Genomic DNA, 18133 nt, shown 5'->3' on the forward strand with positions numbered 1-18133 from the left:
TCGGGGTAGTGAGTCCCGGACCTGGCGGCGAATTGCAACGCATGCAAGATTCCAAATCGCGATACGCGCGCTTATTGCGGCTCGCCGGCGATATTCGCATCGAGTTCATCGAAAGCGCAGCATTAAAAGACAATCCGCTGGGGGATCCGTCGGAACGTCCGGTGGTCGCGTATCTGCCGCCCGGTTACGACCCGCAGGGCTCGCGCCGCTATCCGGTGCTGTACTGTTTGCACGGATACACAGGCGACGCGGCCGCGCTCATCGGCGCGCGTCCGTGGGAAACGAATGTCGTCCAATGGATGGACCGGCTCGTTTCGTCGCGCCGCATGCCCGAAGCCATTCTGGTTATCGTGGACGGATTCTCACGTTTGGGCGGCTCGCAGTACGTGAATTCAATTCACAACGGCGATTACGCAACGTACGTCATCCGGGATGTTATCGGCCATGTCGACGCCACGTACAGGACGATCGCTGCCGAAGGCGGACGCGCGGTGCTCGGAAAGTCGTCGGGCGGTTTCGGCGCGCTGTACCTGTCCATGCAATATCCCGGGGTGTTTGCGGCATTCGCCTCGCACAGCGGCGACTCGTACTTCGAATATGCGCATCCGCGTGCGTTCCCGGACGTTCATCGAACGCTCGAGTCGTTCGACTGGAATATTGAAGCGTTTGTCGACCGGTTCGAGCGGCAGCGCAAACGGCAGCCGGCTGAGTACTCGACGATCGAGATGCTCGGATATGCGGCAGCGTACTCGCCGCGCAGCGCGGCAGCCTTCGACCTGGACCTGCCGTTCCAGCGCGAAACGGGCGAGCTCGATCAAAAAGTTTTCGATCGCTGGCTCGCCTTCGACCCGGCCCGGATGTGCCTGGACAAGCGGGCGGAACTCGCCCGTTTACGCCTACGTTACCTGGATTGCGGCCGCAAGGACGAGTACGGGCTCGACATCGGCGCTCGCGTGATTGCGCGGCGCCTTCGTGAGCTTGGCCTCGAAGTGCGGCACGAAGAATTCGATGACGATCATCGAAATGTAGGCTACCGTTACGAAATCTCGTTGCCGGCGTTAGCCGGCGTGTTGGAGTCGCAGTGAACCGTTTTCTTCTTGCTGTTGCGATGTGCGCGCTGATGGTGTCCGCGAAAGCTTTCGCGCAGACGCCGCCGCCGCCGTCACCCGATGCGACACCGACGCCCTCCCCGTTTGAGTACAGCGATCCCGCCATGTCGTTCACGGCTCCTGAGGGTTTCTTACGCGTTCCGCTGGCTCCGCGCGACCCGGCAAAGTTCGACCAGCAAACGCTGATGGCCGGTTGGGTACGCGATCCGGGAAAGCCCGAGCAGCTGACGATCACGATCACGATGGAGGAGCACGATCAGGCGCTGGACGGCTTCGAAATGATCACTGAGAACGAATTGCGCAACAAAGTTGACAGCGTGTTTTTTAAGAAGCCGCAGCTGACGCAGCTGAGCAACGGCATGCCGGCGTACTGGCAGGAACTGACGCTCGGCTCCGGTTTCGATACGCTCAAGCGCTTCGATTATGTCTGGATAGACGGAGTCCGGGGAGTCATCCTGGCGGTGACGGGCAAGTACGGGCATCTCGACGAGCCGACGGCGAAGAAATTGCTGGCCAACGCCTACGGCGTTCAGTACCCGAAGTACCGGCTCTAACTCAGCGCGCTGCGCAGATCGTCGATCAAGTCTTCGCTATCCTCGATTCCAACGGAAAGCCGCAACAAGCGGTCGGTCAAACCGCGCCGTTCGCGCTCTTCCTTCGGAATGGATCCGTGCGTCATGCGCGCCGGATGACAGATCAGCGACTCGACGCCGCCTAGACTCTCCGCCAGGCTGAAGTACTTCAATTTATTCGGGAAGGCGAGCGCGCGCGCGTCGTCACCCTTTAACGTAAACGAGACCATGCCGCCGAAGCCGCTCATCTGGCGCTTGGCGAGTTCGTGCTGCGGATGGCTCGGAAGTCCAGGGTAGTAGACGCGATCGATCGCTGGATGCGAGGCGAGAAATTCCGCAACCGTCTGCGCGTTCTTGGCATGTTCGCGCATGCGCACTGCCAAGGTTTTTGCGCCGCGCATCACGAGAAAGGCGTCCTGCGGGCCCGGCACGCCGCCCGCCGAGTTCTGTTGAAACTTTAGCGCATCGTAGAGAGCCTTGTCGTTGGTGACCGCGGCTCCGCCGACGACGTCGCTATGGCCGCCGATATACTTCGTCGTCGAGTGGACCACGACGGTCGCGCCGAGTTCGAGCGGCTGCTGAAAATACGGTGTCGCAAATGTATTGTCGACGGCCACGATGAGTCCGGGCGCCGCCGCGACCGCCGCGCGTATATCCACAAGATGCAGCATCGGATTTGTGGGTGTTTCGATCCACACCATCTTGGTTGTCGGGCGAAGCGCCTTGCGCAACGCGTCCAGGTCCGTCATGTCAATGTACGTGAATTCCAGCCCATAGCGGCCGTATACGTTGGTAAAGAGTCTGTACGTGCCGCCGTACAGATCGTCCGAAACGATCACATGGTCGCCCGATGACAGTTGTCCGACGACGGCCGCCGTCGCGGCAACACCGCTGGAGAATGCGCAGCCGAACTCAGCGTTTTCGAGGGAGGCGAGTTGCGTCTCAAGTGCGCGCCGCGTTGGGTTGGCGGTGCGGCTGTAGTCGAAGCCTTTGTGCACGCCGACTGCGTCTTGCGTGTAGGTTGACGTCTGATAGATTGGAACGATAGTCGCGCCCGTCGTCGGGTCCGCGCCTTGCCCGGCGTGTATGGCTTTGGTGCTGAATTTCATGGCCTAACTTTTCAGTGGTTCGGAGGCGGTCGAGAGATAGCTGATGATATCCTGGCGCGTCAGTACGCCGATCGGCTCGCCGTCGTCGGTGACGACAACAGCGTGATTGGCCAGCGTAAGAAGTTTGTACGCGAGCTCGATAGCCTCGCTCTGATCGAGCACGGGGAACGGGCTGCCCATAACCTCGCTCACGGGCTTGTGAATGATGTCGGAGCGGTCGAAGACCGCCTGCATAACTGCAACGTCGTTGATGCTGCCGATCTGCTCGCCATCGTGCATCACGGGAATCTGCGAGATCTCATACTGGCGAAGAAGGTCGAGCGCGTCTTTGACGACGTCGGTGTCTTTCACCGTAATCATGGGTGGCAGCGGCCGTTTGCTGCGCAGAACGTCGCCGACGATGGCGCGGCGTTTGCCTTCCGCCAAAAATCCGTTGGCAATCATCCATTCGTCGTTGAAGATCTTGGACATGTAGCCGCGGCCCGAGTCGGGAAAAATGACGACGAGTACCGCGGTTGGCGGTAACGTTTTGGCGAGCTTGATCGCGGCGACCGCGGCGGTGCCGGAAGAGCCGCCGACCAGCAAGCCTTCCTCGCGCGTAATGCGGCGCGCCATCAGGAACGACTCGCGGTCCGAGACGCGTACGACCTCGTCGATCACTTTTAAGTCCACGGTTTCGGGCAAGTAGTTCAGGCCGATGCCCTCTACGGCGTATGACTTCGGTGTATCGCCCGAGTAGATCGAGCCTTCGGGGTCCGCACCGATGACGTGAATCTTCGGATTCTGTTCTTTCAAATATTGTGCGGTGCCGGAGATCGTGCCGCCGGTTCCGATACCCGCTACCAGATGCGTGATCTGTCCGCCGGTCGCTTCCCAGATCTCCGGACCCGTCGTGTGATAGTGCGCCTCGGGATTGTGATGGTTATGGAATTGGTTGGGCTGAAAGGCTCCCGGGATCTCCGCCGCGAGCCGGTTGGCGACGCCGTAATATGATTCAGGCGACTCGTTCGGCACGCTGCTCGGCGTGACAACGACCTCGGCGCCGTACGCGCGCAACAGGTCCACTTTTTCTTTTGCCATCTTGTCCGGCATCACGAGGATGCAGCGGTAGCCGCGAATCGCCGCCGCCATCGCAAGTCCGGACCCGGTGTTGCCGCTGGTCGGTTCGACGATCGTGCCGCCGGGCTTCAGGTAGCCCGCTTTTTCGCCGGCCTCGAGCATGGCAAGAGCAGGCCGATCCTTGACGCTGCCGCCGGGATTCATGTACTCGACTTTTGCGAGCACGAGGCACGCCGCGCCGTCGGTTACTTTGTTCAGCCGAATGAGCGGCGTGTTGCCAATTGCTTGCAGGGCGTCGTTGTAATAACGCATGCCCGTGCGCCGGTCCGTGGCTGTGGTCGCCAAGGGGAACCTCCAGGAGTGCTTACGGAGAAGAATTCGGCTTCCGCGTGTCGCGGGGATGGCCCTTCGGTTGGTCATATTGCCGGGAGCCGGGCGTATAATGTAGGAAGAAGGAAGCCGCTATGAGACGTGTACGACTACTGGGCGCACTTTTCGCAGTTCTCGCGCTGGCCGCATGCAACGACAGCGCCCTGCCGCCCGGCGGCACGTACAATGCGGTGCAAGGCGTCGTACTCGACGCCGCCACGAATCAGCCCGTAGCCGGAGCCACGGTGACGATCGATACGGTTCTCACAACGACCACCGACGCGGCCGGCAAGTTCGCGTTCGCGCAAGTTCCGGTCGGCGACATGGACGTGGTCGTAACGGCGCCGGGCTACAAAGAATACAGCGCTCCGGCCAGGCTGGAGCCGGATAAACCGCTGAGCCTTTCGGTTTCGCTTACGAAGCCTTGACCTGCGAGGGTTTAACGTACGACGCGCGGTGAGCGATCGCGCGGTCGATCACGCCCAGAACTTGCTCACCGAGTTTCTCCGGATCGTGACGAACGTTCACCGTCTCGCTGATCATCTGAGCGCGCACCGGCGTCACTCCTAATTCGCGGATGCGATCGAGATCGGCCGTGACCGGTATCTGGCCTTCTTTGGCGTAGGCTTCGCGCAGCTTCGACGGCGGCTCGTCGTTGACGATCACGTAGTCGCAGATCTTCGCGCCGGCATTGTCCAGCAGCGCCTGCACGTGATCGCTGGCGGTCATGCCGTCGGTTTCGCCGGGCTGCGTCATGACGTTGCAAACGTAGATTTTCACGGCGCCTGAAGCGGCGATTTCGCGCGCAATGCGGTCGACCAGCAGATTGGGAACGATCGACGTGAACAAACTTCCCGGGCCAAGGACGATCGCGTCCGCTTCGGCGATGGCGGCAATCACTTCGGCCAGCGGCGCCGCGAAGGGCGGATCGAAAAAGACTTGCTTGATGCGCCGGCCCGAGGTCGAAATCGTGGACTCGCCTTCGACGACGGTGCCGTCCTCCAGGCGCGCGCACAAACGCACGATGCCAAGGGTTGAGGGCAGCACGCGCCCTTTGATGTTGAGGACGCGGCTCGACTCTTTGATCGCCTTGTCGAAGTTCCCGGTGATGCCGCTCATCGCGGCCAAAAACAGATTGCCGAATGAGTGTCCGCTCAGCCCTTCTCCCTCGCTAAAGCGGTACTTGAAGAGATCGGTGACCATCGCTTCGTCGTCGGCGAGGGCGACCAGACAGTTGCGAACGTCACCGGGCGGCAAGACGCCGAGTTCTTTCTGCAGCCGTCCGGAGCTGCCGCCGTCGTCGCTCACGGTAACGACGGCCGTCAAATTGCTGGTCTTCCGTTTTAATCCGCGCAACAGCGTCGAGAGTCCGGTGCCGCCCCCGATTGCGACAACTTTGTAGCCTTGCTGCAAGCGCATGTCCATCAGCGTATCGATGATGTTTTCTTTTCCGCCTGCGGTGCTGGCGCGCAAGATCGCGATCAGCCACTGACGGATGCCGAAGAAGATCAACGCGATGCCGACGATGACGAATATCCAGGCAAGATTCGACGGCGAGAAATAGTCAGAAACGAAGCTGTCGACCCACTCGTTTGCGTTGACGCCGGCACCTTCGGCGACCAAATAGCGATCGACGCCGTTCACGAGCAGAAGAATGCCGACGATGACGACGGCGAGCCAGCGTTTTACGCCCAGACCCGGATAGGCCCAACGCAACGCGGGCGGCAGTTTTTGCAAGCGCCGCTGCATCATCGCCGAGCGTCCCGCATTTCGAGTTTGACGTCAACGCCGTCATTCGAATCGAGGTGAGCTGCCAAACGATGCGCGATGTACACGGACCGGTGGCGTCCGCCGGTGCAGCCAATTGCAATGGTTAGGCCGCTGCGGTCGTCCGAGTAGAGCGGCAGCAAGAAATCGATAAGCGCGAAGAGCCGCTCCAAGAATGGGCCTGTATTCGGGTCGGCAGCAATGTACGCGCCCACCGCCGGGTCTTCGCCGGTCAGCGGTTCGAGCTCGGGCTCGTAGTTCGGGTTGCGCAGAAAGCGCACGTCAAAGAGCAGATCGATGTCGGCCGGGAGGCCGTGTTTGAATCCGAAGGCCACGATCTTGACGGCCAGCCGTCTGCCCAGCATGCTCACTGGACGGCCCCGAAGAACCATAGAGTCTGACCGGACCTCATTTGCATGAAACTGTTTTCGCCTGAAAAGGCCAACGCCCTCATCCCCAAGATAGCCCCGCTCGTCGAAGAGCTGTGGCAGAAGCGGCGCGACCTGGCGATCAGGTTGCTCGAGACCGACGCGGCGCTGCATGGGGTCGAGGCCTCGCCGCCGATGCGAATGGCTGTTCCGCGCTCGCCGTTTACGCCGAGCCGGTTCGGCGAGCAAAAGGCCGAGATCGTGCGCATCATCAACCGCATCGAAGCGTACGGCTGTCTGTTGAAAGATCTGGATTTGGGATTGCTGGATTTTCCGTCAATGCGCGACGGACGCGCGGTCTATCTCTGTTGGAAGGCGGGCGAACCGGAGATTACGCACTGGCACCCGATGGACGAGGGCTACTCGTCACGACGGCCGGTCTAACTAAGCGGTTGTCGCGTCCGCTGTAGCGGGAAGAAAATCTTCCGCTAAGCCCTGCAGCCGCACTTCGCCGAACTCGGCGGTATAGGCGCCGCTCTCAACGCTCTTAATTTCGCCAACTTCGGGCACGTCCGCAAGTTGCGGAATCTTCGAGCGGATCTCATCCGGAATACGCACCTTGTCACCGACGGCAAGTGTGCCTTGATCCCACAGCGCGTTCAAACTTTCGAGCAGCATCGGCAACGGAATGCCGTAGTCTTCGCTGATCGCGCCGATCGTATGCGATTCGCTGATGGCGCAATTGGAGCAGCCGCCCAGATGAAACTTGGCAAAAACGCGACGCGCGCCCGCGTGCATCTTGAAGGCTTGGTCGACGGTCATCTCGGGCGTAAAACGCTGTTCGGTCATCATAGTATTCATTGGCTAAAACGCACGCCGGCCCCGCTTGGTTGCATCGGCTCGCCGTATGTCAGCCTCGCTTTAGGGCCAGGTTAATCGCTCGGCTGACATACGGACTCACCGGACAGAATTTGAATTAGCGGAGTACGCCTATAAGCCGGATTCTGTAAATGACGGCCATCTATCTGGGACGCGCGTTGCCGCGCGCCTCATGCGACTCATGCTCATCGGAGGGCATCCGCCCCGTGAGGGGACGAGCGTCTTGCTTCAGGTGGGGTTTGCCCGAGCGCACGTCTCCGTGCAACTCCGTGAGCTCTTACCTCACGATTTCAACCTTACCGGTTCGCCGGAGCGAACAGGCGGTATGTTTCTGTGGCACTTTCCTTCGAGTTGCCCCGACAGGACGTTATCCTGCACCCTGCCCTGGTGAAGCCCGGACTTTCCTCTCCCTTTCGGAAGCGGCCATCCAGCGTACTCCGCGGCGCTCAGTATACGCCACCAGCCGGGAGGTAGCAAGCGGGCGGGGCTGTTCCCGCGCAGCTCGAAACCAGGCGCGTGGCCTCTCGGTTAGATGTGCCGCCGCCTTTTCGATCGGTCGACGACGTCGTCGGCGGGCTTGCCGCGCTCGACCGGCAGTTTCAAGCCGCACGCGACCTACGCGGCCTGTTCGTAATGGCGTACGTGGCCACCACGGACACGATCACGCGTTGGATCGATCAAGGCGCTTTTCTGGACAATGCGGCTATGACCCGATACGTCGTTGCGTTTGGGAACGCGTACCGCCGTGCACTCGAAAGCAGGGTCGCCGGCGAGCACTGGCGCGTTCCGGCGGCCTGGCGGCAATCTTTTGATGCGTGCGACGCACGAACTCCGGGCGTGTACCGGTGCTTGATGCTCGGAATCAACGCTCATATCAATCGTGACCTGCCGCACGCGGTAATAGAAGCGGGCGTCAATGTCAATTGCGCCGGTTGTTATCAGGACTACGTGCGAATCGATGATGTGCTGCGGCTCAATATGCCGCTCGTCCGGCGGCGCATCGCCGATGCGTACGGTGCGGAGCTTCCGGTTAGTCAGCGGTGGCTAGGCCATTTCGCCGGCAGCAGGATACACCGCAGGTTTAAACATGCCCGCCGCAATTCGTGGGAGTTTGCGACGCTGCTCGCGCGGGCCGATACGAAAACTGCGCGCCGCCGCGTGTACAATTTGATCGAGGAGCGTGCCGAAAATGCGGGGCGGAAAATCCTGTTGAGCGCGACCGGCGTAGGCCACATCGCGTCGACTGCGGGGACCGCAGCGTACAATCACTACGTGCGGTACTTCGGCGATCGTAGGAGGCACGCTCGCGGTCCCGTTTTTTTTGACCGTTAACCGCCGGTCATTCCTTGTATCCGTCGGATCGATGGGCGTTCTCACCGCGTGCGGCGGCGGGGCGTACAATCCAGCTCAGTCGGGCCCAACGCTAGGCAGTGCGCCGACGCCGTCACCTCCGGCGTTGGTTGGAGGGCCGGCGAATACAGTAGGTCGGCGCTAAATGACTGAAGACAGTTATCCGGCGATTTTCAGAACCTCGTCTGCAAGTCGACTGTAGTTCGAAAATGTAGAATCGCGCTCGTGAAGCTCAGCCAAGAACGCTGCCGCGGCGTGGTCGTGCTGTTTGTCTAAGCATAGGGCCTCCAAAACGCGCTTGTTATCCTCGCTGGTTGCATAGCCTTCCGGATGGGCCGGATCATCGGCCTGAAACTCGTGAAGATGTCTTGCTACGTCCGCAAGAGTCGTGATTGCGTCGCAAATCCGAATCCCATTGTACGCGTCGCCATTGCGTTGCTGAAGTTCGGCATGAAGTTTCTTACGAGAGTAGATTTTCTGCACTTCTCCGTTCCTCGGCTTGTATTCTGGCGTCAACGAATCATCATCTACGAGAAAACGAACTATGGCGTAGTCAAGAATAAGCATCAGGGCGTTCCCGCAATCTTGCGATAACCGGAGGGCGACTGTACGGGGATCGCCTTCTGGCACGAGTGGATGTGATCGCCAGTTCGTGATGGTCATCTCGAAGAGCAGGGCGAGGATGGACTTTCGTTCCGCCATGCTGTGCACGAAGTTATTCTTGGCCTCATCTTTGGTCATCAGTGCGGGTTTCACCACGACGCTCGCGCATCCGTCAAAATGACCGGAAGACTTGAAAGATTAGGAAGGGAGTCCATGACGCCTTGAAGCTCTGCGCCACGACGAGCAATGTCAAGCATGGCCCGCGCGCGACATCCGAATAACGCGGAGAGCCGCGCGCGAGCGCTAGGGACGAAGTTACGAGTCGATGGCAGTCCCCAACATTAGGAGCGTCAGACCCGCGTCTGGGCTTGGACGTTTCGTGCCTGTGGAACGCTTTGGCATTCCCTGCATCCAAGACCTTAGCGCGGCATTGTATTTCTCTCCCGCCGCTAGGACCGCTGTCGTTTCGGACGCGGTCAAAAACGCGTCGATTTGGGACGCCGCAACTTGTGGCTCCAAACGTCCCTTTGTCACCTGGTCTATTATCAGCTCAGCACGAGTTCGGTGATCTGCGGTTAGAGCAACGAATGCTTGGTGCCGAGCCTCGCTCAGAGCTTGCTTCACAGACGGCGGAAAATGGTTCACGTTCTTGTTTTCCTTACCTACTGCCCCACTGACTGCGAGGACAACAGCCAGGACGATAACAGTCTGTCGCATTAGGCCCCCAAAGAGATTATGGTTCTTGTGATTGATGAGTTTCATACGCATTGCAACACATATTTCCTAGCAGTCTGGGGCACCCCGGATGAACGCTGTTTGAATCCAGTAGTCGCCGCCAAAGACGATTCCCGTGAAGACCTCCAATTCGTTACGTTGAGTAGCTACATCGGGATTTGTTTTGATCGCCATTCTCTTCAGATAGCAAACCAAAAACGGCGCCTTCTCAAGGCGGACCCGATTTGAGGAAGTCATGTTGGGATCGGCCGCGATTCTTATGCCGCCGCTAGAACCACCCTCACCCTGCTGTCGTTATCACCCCCTGACCTAGATCAGTAGTATGCGCTTCTCACGAAGCAATATTCAAGACCCGTTGTGATGGTCGTTTCCAGTTAGATCATACTTGTTACGGAACGTCAGAGTCCATACTGAAAATGCATTACGCCGCGCCAGGCGACTCTGAAGTGCATCGCACGCTTTCGGTAAACCGGGGCCCGCGTCGTTGGGGCTTTCGGCCCACGGCTCCCCAGCGGGATGCCCACAATGGACCGTTAAACGTCATCAAAGGCGTAACGATACACGGACTGCGGCACAGTATGACGACGCTTGCACTGAGTGAGGGGCTACCCATCAAATCGGTTGCAGCACGACTAGGCCATGCGACTACGCGCATGACGCTCGACCGCTATGGGCACCTGTTGGCGGGCGCTGACCGGGCGACAGCAGACGCGCTCGACGGTGTACTCAAACCTGCGCCTTCGGTGCCAGCCTTGACTGCTAAAGTCTTAGAATAGGTTGTCAAATAGGCTGTCAAACGTTTTCCGGCCGTTTTCTCGGAGATCGAAAAGAAGCAAAAAGCCCGTGGTTACGGGCTTTTTAATTGTGGAGGCAAGGAGACTTGAACTCCTGACCCCTTGCATGCCATGCAAGTGCTCTACCAACTGAGCTATGCCCCCACGCGCGAGAATTTGGAGATGAGGGGACTCGAACCCCTGACATCCTGCTTGCAAAGCAGGCGCTCTACCAGCTGAGCTACATCCCCTGGACGCCGCGCAGTTTTTTCGGCCCCACTAGAGACAGCCCTTGCCTGCGGGTGCGATAATCAGAACGTAGGGGTCTATAAGGAATGTTTCCCGCAGTCGTCCTTGCCGCCGCAGTTTCGGGTCAGCCGTGCTGGGATATCTTCGCGGGGGCCTTGCAGCACAACGCCGTCGGTGCGCATCCAGCCTATGTGAGCTACGACGAGCGCATCTCCGTGATGGGCGACGATTACCCCATCCTCTACAGCCTGGCGCACGTGGACTACCGTGACGACGGAACGGCGCGCGTCGAGGACCAGCGCTTCAACTATTTGCCGATCTATACCACTCATGCAGAGCCGGGACCACCGGAGCTTGGGCCGTACGGGAAGGCTCGATCTGCGTGGCTTCCGTTGGAGGGCGTGCAAGGGCTCCCGGTCATCACGAGCGTGCATGTCAACGGCAACATCACCTGCACTGTGGCCGGCGTCGAAGACTACAAAGGCCATCGCAGCTACCACATCGTGTTTGGAAATCTGGCGCCCAACAAACCCGCGATCAAAGCCATTTGGATCGACGCGGCTTCGCGCGACGTGTGGAAGCTGATTGTGAGCGGCTACATCATGTTCATCAACGCCAACGAAGCGCCGCCGCTGACCGACTTCCAAGTGGAGTTGGGATACTCAGGGCCATTCCTAGTGGTGAACCACGTCGTGTGGCAGCTGCGCCGGCGCGAGTATTCGCAGTGGGCGAGCTATTTCGGCGAGTACACGCTGAGTGGATTCACATTCCCGAACACGTTACCGCCGGGATACTTCGGCGAGAGCGAGCAGCGCTAGACGGGATGGTGGGCCACCGAGGATTCGAACCTCGGACCCCCGCCTTATCAAGGCGATGCTCTAACCAACTGAGCTAGTGGCCCCCGGGTAGCGGCCATTATATCATCGCGATGTATTTTTTCAATGCTTCATCGTCGGCTTTGAGTTGAGCCAGCATCATATCGCGCCGTACTCCCGCTTCGCGCAGCAACTCGGCCCGTTCGGCCATCTCGAAATCGAAGGCTTGGTGTTGAGCGTCCGTTGCCTCGTCGGGCGCGACGGGTTTTCCTTTGGAAAGAGAAGGCCGCGACGAAGGCTGCCGCGGCCCGATCTGCCTAGTGGGCTCCATCAGCTGCCGATGGACTCAATGAATTTTTTCGTGATGGCGTTGTCTTCTTTGCGCTGAACCATCTGCACGTCGCGCAACGTGTTCACCTCGCGCATCTGTTCGGATTTCTCGTCCATCATCTCGTCGAACGCCTCGGACTGCTTTTGCATTTGCTCCTGATGCCGGATCTGTTCGCCGTACATGGCAAGCTGAAACGCTTCGTCCTGCGCGTTGAGCGCACCGAGTCCGGCATTACCCGCCGCGCCGGCGACGTTCCCGGCGGTGACGCCGCCGGTCGTTGCGCCGGCCAGACCCATGCCGATCGCGGCCAGCGGGTTACCGCCGCTTTCCAGCAGCCCAAGGCCCGCGTTCAAAAGTCCGCCTATTAAATTGAAGCTCATCGTTTCACCTCACGTCAGAGAGATCGTCGTCACCGTCATCCGCGATGATCGATCCGGGGTTCGCAGTATCGTGTCCGGCCAGCTGCCGGTAGGAGTGCGTGTTCGGCGCGGCCGGCGGAGGCATCAGGGATGCAAAGGACGCCAGCGTATTGATGCTGTGTTGCTCGGTTGCGCTCTCGGCGCTAAGTTCGTTTACGGTTTGCTCGCCGCCGAGCTGCGCGTAGTGACGCAGCACCGAATCGGCGTAACTTAGGCGGCGCCCGTCCCGCCATTCGGTCACAGTGCCGGTCGCGTTGGGATCGCCCGCGTTGTACGCGGAGAGTGCTTTGTGAACGTCGCCGCCGTACCGGCGCAGCAAGCCCGAGATCATGCCGGCCGCGTAGTCCGCATTGGCTGCCGGATTCATTGCCGCGGCTGTCCGCGCGAAGGTGTGCCACCGATCGTCGATCTGGAAGATGCCGTGCCCATGGCCGCCGTCGCCGACGATGTTGCTGCCGGCGTTGGCGCCCGGGCCGCCGGTCTCTTGAGCCGCGACTGCCGCCAAGAGCGCAGCGTCGACGCCGTGGCGTTGGGCCGCCTGGACGATTTCGGGCGCGTAGGCCACGCCTTGCCGGGCCAGGGTAGCCGCCGATTCAATCATGCGAGGGTCTATACCGTCGACGAACCCGTTTGACAAGGCCTGGAGCGCGTTCTACAATGGGTCGAGTTTGGAGGGCCCCCGGCGGGGCCTTCCTCTATGTTATGGGTTCTGCGCACAAAGTTGACGTCGGTGGGCTGCTCGCGGGCAGCCGTCAAAGGCTCGTCCTGGATGACCAGGTGCCGTTGGAGCCGTTCGAGGGCATCACGTTCCCGGAGCGGGCGGAGGTGCATCTGGAACTGGAGGCTGCGGGGCAGCTCCTGGAGATCGCCGGCAAGGTTGATGCGAAGATTCAGGGCGAGTGCGTGCGCTGTTTGGGCGAGGTCCACGGCGACATCCACTTGGAGGTTGACGAGCAGGTCGAGACCGGAGCGAAACTGCAAGGCAACCCGTTCGACGACAGCAACGTCTTGGCGGGCGACCGCCTGGACGTGGCCGACTTGACGGCCCAACTGGTTTGCAGCGCGATACCGATTGGGTTATTGTGCAAAGAGGATTGCAAGGGAATCTGTCCGCGATGCGGAGAGAATCGAAATACTGCAAAGTGCGAGTGTAACGGAGACAGCTAGTGGCTAATCTAAAATGGAAGACCCCCCGCAGCAAGACGCGCAGCCGTCGCGCTGCCAATTGGAAGCTCAACCGCGTTACGACGGTCGAGTGTCCGCAGTGTCACGCCGCCAAGCGTCCGCACTTCCTCTGCGAGAACTGCGGCACGTATGCCGGGCGCCAGGTCATCGAGATAAAGGATGATCACAAGCAGAGCCAAGGCTAGAGATTGACGGGAGTCAAAATGAGCGCGGTCGGGCATTACGCGCCGCCCGGCCTTCTGACGAACCAAGACCTCGAGAAAGTGCTCGACACCTCCGACGAGTGGATCGCCTCTCGCACGGGCATGAAACGCCGCCACATCGCCGCGCCGGATCAAGCGACCAGCGATCTGTGCATCGCGGCGGCAAAAAACGCGTTAGGAAAAACAACCCTCAAGCCATCCGACATCGATTGCTTTATCGTCGCGACCGCGACGCCGGATTACCCGTTCCCCGCAACAGCCTGTATCGTGGCGTCGAGTTTGGGCGCCACCGACAAGCCGGCATTTGACGTCGAGATCGCGTGCAGCGGTTTTATCTACGGATTGACGCTTGCCTCGGGTTTGATCATTTCGGGCGTGTACTCGCGCGTGATGCTGATCGGCGCCGAAACGCTCAGCAAGATCGTGGATCGTAGCGACCGCAGCACTGCCGTACTGTTCGGTGATGGAGCGGGCGCGGTTATTTTGGAAGCCTCGGAGCAGAACTCGTTTCTTTCCAGCGACTTGGGCTCCGACGGGAGCCGCCCCGAAATGCTGTGCCTGTTGGGCGGCGGTTCACGCCGGCCGTTCACCGTAGAGTCGTTGGAAGCCGGCGAACAGTATCTGCGCATGGAAGGCCGCGAGGTCTTCAAGTTTGCGGTTACCAAAATGATTCACTCGACCGGCGTTGCGCTGAAAAAGGCGCATCTGCACAAGGGCGATGTGGATTGGCTTATCCCGCATCAGGCGAACCGGCGAATCATCGACGCGGCCGCCAAATATCTCGACATGCCCGAAGACAAAGTCATTATCAACATCGAGGAGTACGGGAATACGTCGGCCGCCTCGATTCCGATCGCCTTATCGGAAGCCTTGGACAGCGGCAAGATCAAACCGGGCGATGTAATCGTGTTCGTCGGTTTTGGCGGCGGCCTGTCGTGGGGCGCAGTCACGTGGAGATGGGCGTGAAAGCCGCGGCGATTTTTCCGGGCCAGGGATCGCAGATCGTCGGAATGGGCGCCGACGTTGCGAAATCCTCGCAAGCAGCGCGCGAACTCTTCGAGCGCGCCGCGACTGTGCTCGGCTACGATCTCTTGCACTTGCAGGAGCATGGGCCTGAAGAACAGTTGCGTGAAACGCAGTACAGCCAGCCCGCGATCTTCACGACGAATCTTGCGCTCTATTACGCAGCCGGCGACACACTCGCGCCGGTCGTGAGCGCGGGACATTCGTTCGGCGAGTTCTGCAGCCTGACGATTGCGGAGGCACTCTCATTTGAAGAAGCGCTGCGCACGGTCGACGCGCGCGGCAAAGCGATGCAGCGTGCGGCCGAGATCGCGCCGGGCGGCATGACGGCCGTGCTGGGAATGGAAGCGGAAAGGATCCGTGAGGTTGTATCCCGCGTGCAGTCCGAGCGCGGCGGGCGCGTTCAGCTGGCGAACTTTAACTCACCCGCGCAGATCGTGATTAGCGGCGACCTGGCCGCAGTCCAAGCTGCCGGCGATGTGTTGCTCGAAAGCGGCGCAAAACGCGTCGTACCGCTGAACGTCTCCGGCGCGTGGCACAGCCAATTGATGGATCCGGCCGTGGAAGAGTTCGCGGCGGCCGTCAACAGCGCGCATTTCAACCTGCCGAAGTTCAACGTCATCTCCAACGTGGATGCGCAGCCGTACCGTGACGTGGAAACGATCAAGCGTAACTTAGTGCGATCGATAACGGAAGAAGTCCGCTGGCACGATACCGCGCAGAAACTCGTTTCCTACGGTCTCGACTTGGTGATCGAATTCGGCGCGACGCCGGTGCTGGGTCCGCTCATGAAGCGTTTGCCCGGCGCGCCCGACGTGCTGAACGTCACGGACTCTGCGGGGGTTGAAAAGCTACGCGAGAAAGTGCGCGTGCAGGTATGATCTTCGACGGCAAGGCTGCGATCGTTACCGGCGCGAGCCGCGGAATCGGACGTGCCATTGCGGTGGATCTCGCGCAGCACGGCGCCGGGATCGCCCTGGTAGGCAGAGACCGCGAAGCGCTCGACGCAACGGCGGCGGCGTGCCGGGCCGCGCGCAGCGGCGTGAAGTGTTTGATTCTGACGGGAGACGCGGCCGATCCGGCCGCGGTCGACTCGTTCGTGACGCAAACGCTGGATGCGTTTGGCCGGCTCGATTTCGCCATCGCGAATGCGGGCCAGTCGCGGGACGGCCTCATCGTCCGTCTCAAAAATGAAGCGCTGGACGATCTGCTTGCGGTAAATCTGAAGTCGGCGTTCTACCTGTGCCACGCGGTTGCGAAGCCGATGATGAAGCAGCACGCGGGCTCGATAGTGCTGATTTCGAGTATCGTGGGATTGACCGGCAATGCGGGGCAGGCCGTCTATGCGGCCTCGAAGGCCGGGGTTCTCGGGCTCACCAAGTCCCTAGCAAAGGAATTGGGTTCGAGGAACATAAGAGTCAACGCCGTCGCGCCCGGCCTCATCGAAACGGCGATGACCGAGAAGATGCCGGACGCCGCTAGGGAGTATTTGCTCAAGCAAACGGCGCTCGGGCGCGCCGGAAAACCTGAAGATATTAGCGGAGTGGTCCGCTTTCTTTGCTCGGATGCTGCCGGCTACATAACGGGCCAAACGCTCGTGGTCGACGGCGGAGTCGTAATGTAGGAGACCTATGTCCACGTTCGATAAAGTCAAAAAGATCATCGTCGAACAGCTTGGCGTCGACGAATCTGAAGTAACTCCCGAAGCATCGATTACCGACGACCTCGGTGCGGATTCGCTCGATCAGGTCGAGCTCGTCATGGCATTCGAAACGGAATTCAATATCGACATTCCGGACGAAGAAGCGGAAAAAATCAAGACCGTCGGCGATGCCGTCAAACGTATCGAGGAAACAACCACTAAAGAGTGACTTTTGTTTGAAACCCTCTCGGATCGCTTAGGCGCGATCTTTTCCCGGCTGAGCGGCCGAGGCCGGCTCAGCGAAGCTGACGTAAACGAAGTGATGCGCGAAGTGCGCATCGCTTTGCTTGAGGCCGACGTTTCGCTGGCTGCAGCCAAAGCATTTGTGGGCCGCGTCAAGGAACGCGCTGTCGGAGCCGAGGTGTTGGCTTCGCTTTCGCCGGCGCAAACGATCGTCACGATCGTTCATGCGGAGCTCGTCGAATTGCTCGGTCCGCCCGCGGAATCGCCGCAAGCGCGTCTGCATTTTTCCGACGCGCCGCCGTCGGTGATCATGCTCGTCGGTTTACAGGGTTCAGGTAAAACAACGCAGGCCGGCAAGTTGGCGCTGCGCCTGAAAGAACAGGGGCGCCGTTCGCTGCTTGTCGCGGCGGACGTTTACCGCCCGGCAGCCATTACGCAATTGCAGACTATTGGCAAACAGATCGATCTGCCGGTCTTTGAAAAAGGCGCGGCCGATCCGGTAGAGATCGCGCGCGACGCGGTGGCCGAGGCGCGCAGGCTCGGCGTTTCGACCGTCATCTTGGATACTGCCGGCCGCTTGCAGATCGACGACGATCTGATGAGCGAGCTGAAGCGTATCAAGCAAGCCGTTTCGCCGAGTGAAATTCTGCTGGTAGCCGACGCGATGACGGGACAAGAGGCGACGAACGTCGCCAAGGGCTTCCATGACGCGCTCGCGATCACGGGCGTGATCCTGACGAAATTGGATGGCGATGCGCGAGGCGGAGCTGCGCTTTCCATCTATAGCGTGACCGGCGCGCCTATCAAATTTGCCGGCGTCGGCGAAAAACTCTCGGCGCTCGAGCCGTTCTACCCCGACCGGCTGGCCTCGCGCATTCTCGGCATGGGCGACGTGCTGACGCTCATCGAGCGCACGCAAAGCGTCTACAGCCAGGAACAGGCCAAAGCGATCGAGCAAAAGCTGCTCAAGCAGCAGTTCACCCTCGACGATTTCCTGGATCAGATGCGGCAGATCCGCAAGATGGGTTCGATGGGCGAGATTCTCAAGATGATTCCAGGCCTGTCGCGCGCGCTGCCCAAGGACTTCGAAATCCCCGAGCGCGACCTGAAAAAAATCGAGGCAATTATCTGCTCGATGACCTCGCGGGAACGCCGTGACCCGGCGCTCCTCAACGGCTCACGCCGCAAACGCATTGCGGCGGGCAGCGGCACGCAAGTGGCCGACGTCAACCGCTTGGTCAAGCGCTTCGAAGAGTCGCGCAAAATGATGAAATCTATGGGTTTTGGCCGAAAGGGCAAAACACGTCTTCCGATGGGAATGTTCAAATAG

General features: G+C 60.2%; 22 protein-coding genes, 3 tRNA genes and 1 other RNA gene. 13 read left to right on the forward strand and 13 right to left on the reverse strand.

Features of this window, described 5'->3' with window-relative positions:
* The first annotated feature begins 41 nt into the window (after nucleotides 1-41).
* On the forward strand, nucleotides 42-1085 hold the full coding sequence (locus VFO29_04705) for an alpha/beta hydrolase-fold protein (GenBank protein ID HET9392809.1): 1044 nt from the start codon (nucleotides 42-44) through the stop codon (nucleotides 1083-1085).
* The gene (locus VFO29_04710; protein ID HET9392810.1) at nucleotides 1082-1663 is read left to right on the forward strand and encodes a hypothetical protein; all 582 of its coding nucleotides are present in this window, start codon (nucleotides 1082-1084) and stop codon (nucleotides 1661-1663) included. Before VFO29_04705 ends, VFO29_04710 begins: the two co-directional genes overlap by 4 nt.
* Here VFO29_04710 and VFO29_04715 read toward each other — a convergent pair.
* Both VFO29_04715 and VFO29_04720 read right to left on the reverse strand, forming a co-directional pair.
* The gene (locus tag VFO29_04715; protein HET9392811.1) at nucleotides 1660-2790 is read right to left on the reverse strand and encodes a cystathionine gamma-synthase; all 1131 of its coding nucleotides are present in this window, start codon (nucleotides 2788-2790) and stop codon (nucleotides 1660-1662) included. The genes VFO29_04710 and VFO29_04715 overlap by 4 nt on opposite strands.
* 3 nt (nucleotides 2791-2793) lie before the next feature.
* The gene (locus VFO29_04720) at nucleotides 2794-4194 is read right to left on the reverse strand and encodes a cystathionine beta-synthase (protein ID HET9392812.1); all 1401 of its coding nucleotides are present in this window, start codon (nucleotides 4192-4194) and stop codon (nucleotides 2794-2796) included.
* A 119-nt stretch (nucleotides 4195-4313) separates the two neighbouring features.
* Between VFO29_04720 and VFO29_04725 the strand changes: the two genes are divergently transcribed.
* Complete coding sequence (locus VFO29_04725; protein HET9392813.1) at nucleotides 4314-4646, forward strand: carboxypeptidase-like regulatory domain-containing protein; 333 nt, start codon at nucleotides 4314-4316, stop codon at nucleotides 4644-4646.
* On the opposite strand, the gene VFO29_04730 is transcribed toward VFO29_04725, so the two are convergent.
* The gene (locus VFO29_04730) at nucleotides 4633-5970 is read right to left on the reverse strand and encodes a gluconeogenesis factor YvcK family protein (protein HET9392814.1); all 1338 of its coding nucleotides are present in this window, start codon (nucleotides 5968-5970) and stop codon (nucleotides 4633-4635) included. The genes VFO29_04725 and VFO29_04730 overlap by 14 nt on opposite strands.
* Nucleotides 5967-6350: an RNase adapter RapZ gene (locus tag VFO29_04735; protein ID HET9392815.1), complete on the reverse strand. Its 384-nt coding sequence runs from the start codon at nucleotides 6348-6350 to the stop codon at nucleotides 5967-5969. The genes VFO29_04730 and VFO29_04735 overlap by 4 nt, the downstream gene beginning before the upstream one ends.
* 51 nt (nucleotides 6351-6401) lie before the next feature.
* Between VFO29_04735 and VFO29_04740 the strand changes: the two genes are divergently transcribed.
* Nucleotides 6402-6797 carry a DUF2203 domain-containing protein gene (locus VFO29_04740; protein ID HET9392816.1) on the forward strand — a complete coding sequence of 132 codons (396 nt, stop codon included), beginning with the start codon at nucleotides 6402-6404 and terminating at the stop codon, nucleotides 6795-6797.
* On the opposite strand, the gene VFO29_04745 is transcribed toward VFO29_04740, so the two are convergent.
* Nucleotides 6798-7214 (reverse strand): hypothetical protein, encoded by a 417-nt coding sequence (locus VFO29_04745; protein ID HET9392817.1) that lies wholly within the window; start codon nucleotides 7212-7214, stop codon nucleotides 6798-6800. It lies immediately after the preceding gene.
* 116 nt (nucleotides 7215-7330) lie between these two features.
* An RNA gene (rnpB, locus tag VFO29_04750) (RNase P RNA component class A) lies at nucleotides 7331-7671 on the reverse strand.
* A 77-nt stretch (nucleotides 7672-7748) separates the two neighbouring features.
* Here rnpB and VFO29_04755 point away from each other — a divergent pair.
* The gene (locus tag VFO29_04755) at nucleotides 7749-8564 is read left to right on the forward strand and encodes a DUF5995 family protein (protein HET9392818.1); all 816 of its coding nucleotides are present in this window, start codon (nucleotides 7749-7751) and stop codon (nucleotides 8562-8564) included.
* A 177-nt stretch (nucleotides 8565-8741) separates the two neighbouring features.
* Here the strand turns inward: VFO29_04755 and VFO29_04760 are convergent, their stop codons facing one another.
* The 3 genes from VFO29_04760 to VFO29_04770 all read right to left on the reverse strand — a co-directional run bounded on the left by VFO29_04760 (nucleotide 8742) and on the right by VFO29_04770 (nucleotide 10944).
* Nucleotides 8742-9323 (reverse strand): hypothetical protein, encoded by a 582-nt coding sequence (locus tag VFO29_04760; protein HET9392819.1) that lies wholly within the window; start codon nucleotides 9321-9323, stop codon nucleotides 8742-8744.
* A gap of 1462 nt (nucleotides 9324-10785) precedes the next feature.
* Nucleotides 10786-10858 (reverse strand) — tRNA-Ala (locus tag VFO29_04765).
* Nucleotides 10859-10871: 13 nt separating this feature from the next.
* A tRNA-Ala gene (locus tag VFO29_04770) sits at nucleotides 10872-10944 on the reverse strand.
* An 84-nt stretch (nucleotides 10945-11028) separates the two neighbouring features.
* Between VFO29_04770 and VFO29_04775 the strand changes: the two genes are divergently transcribed.
* Complete coding sequence (locus tag VFO29_04775) at nucleotides 11029-11760, forward strand: hypothetical protein (protein ID HET9392820.1); 732 nt, start codon at nucleotides 11029-11031, stop codon at nucleotides 11758-11760.
* A gap of 6 nt (nucleotides 11761-11766) precedes the next feature.
* Here VFO29_04775 and VFO29_04780 read toward each other — a convergent pair.
* From VFO29_04780 to VFO29_04795, 4 genes are all read right to left on the reverse strand, one after another.
* Nucleotides 11767-11843: transfer RNA gene (locus VFO29_04780), tRNA-Ile, on the reverse strand.
* Between the two features lie 14 nt (nucleotides 11844-11857).
* Nucleotides 11858-12088, reverse strand: coding sequence for a hypothetical protein (locus tag VFO29_04785; GenBank protein ID HET9392821.1), 231 nt, complete (start codon nucleotides 12086-12088; stop codon nucleotides 11858-11860).
* Nucleotides 12088-12468, reverse strand: a complete 381-nt coding sequence (locus tag VFO29_04790; protein HET9392822.1) for a hypothetical protein — start codon at nucleotides 12466-12468, stop codon at nucleotides 12088-12090. The genes VFO29_04785 and VFO29_04790 overlap by 1 nt, the downstream gene beginning before the upstream one ends.
* Nucleotides 12469-12472: 4 nt before the next feature.
* Nucleotides 12473-13108, reverse strand: coding sequence for a transglycosylase SLT domain-containing protein (locus VFO29_04795; protein HET9392823.1), 636 nt, complete (start codon nucleotides 13106-13108; stop codon nucleotides 12473-12475).
* Nucleotides 13109-13209: 101 nt separating this feature from the next.
* Between VFO29_04795 and VFO29_04800 the strand changes: the two genes are divergently transcribed.
* The 7 genes from VFO29_04800 to ffh are packed head-to-tail and all read left to right on the forward strand — an operon-like array spanning nucleotide 13210 to nucleotide 18133.
* A complete protein-coding gene (locus tag VFO29_04800) occupies nucleotides 13210-13674 on the forward strand; it encodes a DUF177 domain-containing protein (GenBank protein ID HET9392824.1) in 465 nt (154 codons plus the stop codon).
* Complete coding sequence (gene rpmF, locus VFO29_04805; protein ID HET9392825.1) at nucleotides 13674-13877, forward strand: 50S ribosomal protein L32; 204 nt, start codon at nucleotides 13674-13676, stop codon at nucleotides 13875-13877. Before VFO29_04800 ends, rpmF begins: the two co-directional genes overlap by 1 nt.
* An 18-nt stretch (nucleotides 13878-13895) precedes the next feature.
* On the forward strand, nucleotides 13896-14861 hold the full coding sequence (locus tag VFO29_04810; GenBank protein ID HET9392826.1) for a beta-ketoacyl-ACP synthase III: 966 nt from the start codon (nucleotides 13896-13898) through the stop codon (nucleotides 14859-14861).
* A complete protein-coding gene (fabD, locus tag VFO29_04815; protein HET9392827.1) occupies nucleotides 14831-15799 on the forward strand; it encodes an ACP S-malonyltransferase in 969 nt (322 codons plus the stop codon). The genes VFO29_04810 and fabD overlap by 31 nt, the downstream gene beginning before the upstream one ends.
* Nucleotides 15796-16542, forward strand: coding sequence for a glucose 1-dehydrogenase (locus VFO29_04820; GenBank protein ID HET9392828.1), 747 nt, complete (start codon nucleotides 15796-15798; stop codon nucleotides 16540-16542). Before fabD ends, VFO29_04820 begins: the two co-directional genes overlap by 4 nt.
* Nucleotides 16543-16549: 7 nt before the next feature.
* On the forward strand, nucleotides 16550-16789 hold the full coding sequence (locus VFO29_04825) for an acyl carrier protein (protein ID HET9392829.1): 240 nt from the start codon (nucleotides 16550-16552) through the stop codon (nucleotides 16787-16789).
* Between the two features lie 3 nt (nucleotides 16790-16792).
* The gene (ffh, locus tag VFO29_04830) at nucleotides 16793-18133 is read left to right on the forward strand and encodes a signal recognition particle protein (GenBank protein ID HET9392830.1); all 1341 of its coding nucleotides are present in this window, start codon (nucleotides 16793-16795) and stop codon (nucleotides 18131-18133) included.

The sequence above is a fragment of the Candidatus Rubrimentiphilum sp. genome (assembly GCA_035710515.1).
GTDB lineage: Bacteria > Vulcanimicrobiota > Vulcanimicrobiia > Vulcanimicrobiales > Vulcanimicrobiaceae > Rubrimentiphilum.